This window comes from Paenibacillus sp. AR247, assembly GCF_002968895.1.
GTDB classification, from domain to species: Bacteria; Bacillota; Bacilli; order Paenibacillales; family Paenibacillaceae; genus Paenibacillus_AQ; species Paenibacillus_AQ favisporus.
In genome coordinates, this window is sequence record NZ_PCZT01000006.1 from 310,440 (window position 1) to 313,417 (window position 2,978).

Consider the following 2,978-nt stretch of genomic DNA (forward strand, 5'->3'; position numbering starts at 1 on the left):
GTTGGGAGACGGCGACGATCCGGATGCGGCAGCTGGCCGCCGAGCTCCCGGTCGGTTCGATGCTCCGGCTGGAGCTGAGCGGCAGCGCATACCCGCTGCTGCTTCGCCACCCCAACGGCATTCCGCTGCAGGAAGCCGCACGCCAAGGGCCGGATGCGCTGCAGATTGCCACAGTGGCGGTGGATGCCAGTGGAGACGCCTCGTGGCTTCAGCTGCCGATTCTTGGTGACACCTCGGAATAAAGCGGATTATGAAATGAACCATTGCGTGACAGCGGAGCGGGAGCCTGAATTCAAACGCTTATTGCCCAGCCGGGTCGATCGAATACGTCCTTTATGTCCTCATAGCCTGGCGCACGAGTGTGCAGAAGTAGAAAACATAAATACCGACGGATAAAAGGAGTGGGATTGATATGGAACAAGAAGTGGTGATCTTCAACGCCTACCTGCCGCTGCAATCGGAGGAGACGCTGTACACACTGGCCAGTCGGCGGCGGAAAGTGGACGTCAGTGACGGCCCTCGGGAATGTCTCCGGCACGCTTGGCGAAGCGATCGTCAATTACGCCGCAGCCGCCCCGAGGTTTTCCAAGGAGGAGATCAAAGCACGCATCATGCGCTCGGCGCTGCAGTCCATTTCTTACGGAACGGTGGTGCTGCGCAGCCATCTTGATTTTCACGTCAAGCATGGAAAAGACGTCGCGATGCGCACCATCGAAGCTGCGCTTGAAGTCAAAGAGGAGCTGAAGCCGTATGCAGAGCTGCAGCTGTTCCCGCTGCTCCCTTATTTTGAGCTCAGTGAAGCGGCGCTGGATACGGCCGAGGAATCGGTTGCGATGGGCGTGACGGGATTGGGCGGTGCCCCTCATCTTTCCCCCAACCCGGAACCCGACATCGACAGGCTGTTCGCCTTGGCCGATAAGCTGGGCTGCCCGGTTGATCTGCATACGGACGAGAGCGACGATCCGAACCAGCGGACGGCAATCCATATCGCCCGACGCGCGATGGAATACGGCTGGAGGGGAAAGGTCACGGCAGGGCACTTATGCTCCTTAGCCGCCATGAAGGACGAGGATGCCGCCATGATCATTGGACTTATGGCCGAGGCAGGCATGGGCGCCGTTACTCTTCCCGGCGCGAATCTGTACCTGCAGGGCCGGCATGACGCCTTCCCGGTGCGCAGGGGGGTCACCCGAGTCAAGGAGCTGCTGGCGGCCGGCATTCCGCTGGCGGCGGCTTCAGACAATATGCATGACCCGTTTCATCCGTTCGGAAGGGGGGACCTGCTGCTGATCGGCCTGGTTACTGCCTATGCCGCTCATATGGGCAGTCCTGCCGAGATGCGCGAAGTGCTGCGGATGATCACCGAGTACCCGGCCAGGGTAACGGGCGCAGACGATTACGGCATCCTGCCGGGGAACCCGGCCCATTTTGTGGCGCTTGACGCCAGGACGCCGGAGGAACTGCTGACCATGCTGCCGGAACGCCGCTGGGTATGGCGCGGCGGCACCTGTCTGAAAGCAGCCCCGGCGAAGGAGAAATGGAGCTCCGCATTGTTACAGGGCTATTGGGAAGACTCGTGCGAACGAGTCGACTTTGTCCAGAAACGTGCGCTCACGCTATGATTCGATCCGTTTGAAGGCATGCACCGTTTCCACCATGCAATGAGGAGGTATGAGGATGAGCCGCACATTGGTGCTTTATTACAGCGCATACGGCCATGTCTTGGACATGGCGTGGGCGGCCGCTGATGGTGCGCGCAGGGCGGGAGCCGATGTCCGCATCTGCCGCATTCCAGAGCTGGAATCAGAGCGTAACGGACCCCTTATCAGGATAAGCACTGCAACGGGGAGCCAGGCGAAACTTCGCAGCTGAAGACCCGTTTTAAGACGGTTGACCGCTTCGCCAAATACGAAGAAACAATGCGCCGGCAGCAGGACATACCGGTGGCCACGAACGAAGATTTAAGATGGGCGGATGGCATCGTCTGGGGATTTCCGACGTATTACGGCTCTATGCCCGCGCAGGTCAAACTGTTTCTGGAATTTGCCGGGGTCCTGTGCGCCGACGGGAGCCTGGAAGGCAAACCGGCGGGTCTGCTGACGAGCACCGGATCGATCCATACCGGGCACGAAGCGAATGTGCTGACGTCGATGGTGCCGCTGTTTCATTTCGGAATGATCATGGTCGGGCTGCCTTATTCCGAAAATCCGGAATACTTGACCGCCGATCCGATCGGCTGCTCTCCTTACGGAGCTTCCACATTGGCGGGTCCTGACAGCAGCCTCAAGCCGGATGAACGCGAACTGGTGATGGCCGGCCGGCTCGGACGGCGCGTGGCGCTGTGCGCGGAGGCCCTGAAGGCCCAAAGTTTTTTGAAATAACCGGTAACGGCAGAGGGTGGCATCGATCGCCGAGGTATTTCATGAAAGTCCGGATGAATTCCGGGCTTTTTTTGTGTTAGATAACGTGACATTAATGATCATCTCTTTCGTAAATGAACCCAAAAGAAATACGTTTTATTGTAATTAACCACAAAAACAACGGATATTCATTGAGCGGCATAGGCATAGATGTTATTTATTATTACATAAAGGATTAGAGGAGGGCTGGAAATGTATACAGCACAGCAAACCGCAGCAAATCCGCAGCCGCCCGGAAGTCCCGGCGCTCCAGAGCTTTTGGTCGGCATGGAGCAGATCGGCAAGGTATACCCGAATGGAACGGTTGCCGTTCAGCAGGTCAATCTGCGAGCGGGGGAGGGTGAATTCCTCTGTTTTGTCGGACCGTCGGGATGCGGAAAATCGACCATGTTTAACATGATTGCCGGCTTGACCGAGCCGTCGACCGGTCAGCTTTCGGTCCTCGGTACGACGCCCCGCGAAGCGCGGAAGCAGAACGAAATCGCTTTTGTATTCCAGGAGCACACCCTGCTGCCTTGGGCAAAGCTTCTGGACAACGTGACGATGCCGCTCACCCTC

General features: G+C 58.1%; 4 protein-coding genes and 1 pseudogene. All 5 read left to right on the forward strand.

Annotated elements, in window-relative coordinates; all coding sequences use genetic code 11:
• Window positions 1-242: pseudogene (locus CPT76_RS37095) on the forward strand (CocE/NonD family hydrolase); the annotation flags it as partial.
• A 267-nt stretch (window positions 243-509) separates the two neighbouring features.
• Complete coding sequence (locus tag CPT76_RS06395) at window positions 510-1,622, forward strand: amidohydrolase family protein (RefSeq protein WP_105442288.1); 1,113 nt, start codon at window positions 510-512, stop codon at window positions 1,620-1,622.
• Window positions 1,623-1,677: 55 nt separating this feature from the next.
• A complete protein-coding gene (locus CPT76_RS39095) occupies window positions 1,678-1,872 on the forward strand; it encodes a flavodoxin domain-containing protein (RefSeq protein ID WP_258168143.1) in 195 nt (64 codons plus the stop codon).
• 71 nt (window positions 1,873-1,943) lie between these two features.
• Window positions 1,944-2,381, forward strand: coding sequence for an NAD(P)H-dependent oxidoreductase (locus CPT76_RS39100; protein WP_258168144.1), 438 nt, complete (start codon window positions 1,944-1,946; stop codon window positions 2,379-2,381).
• A 231-nt stretch (window positions 2,382-2,612) separates the two neighbouring features.
• Window positions 2,613-2,978: ATP-binding cassette domain-containing protein (locus tag CPT76_RS06405; protein WP_146116173.1), on the forward strand; the 366-nt coding region annotated here is incomplete at its 3' end.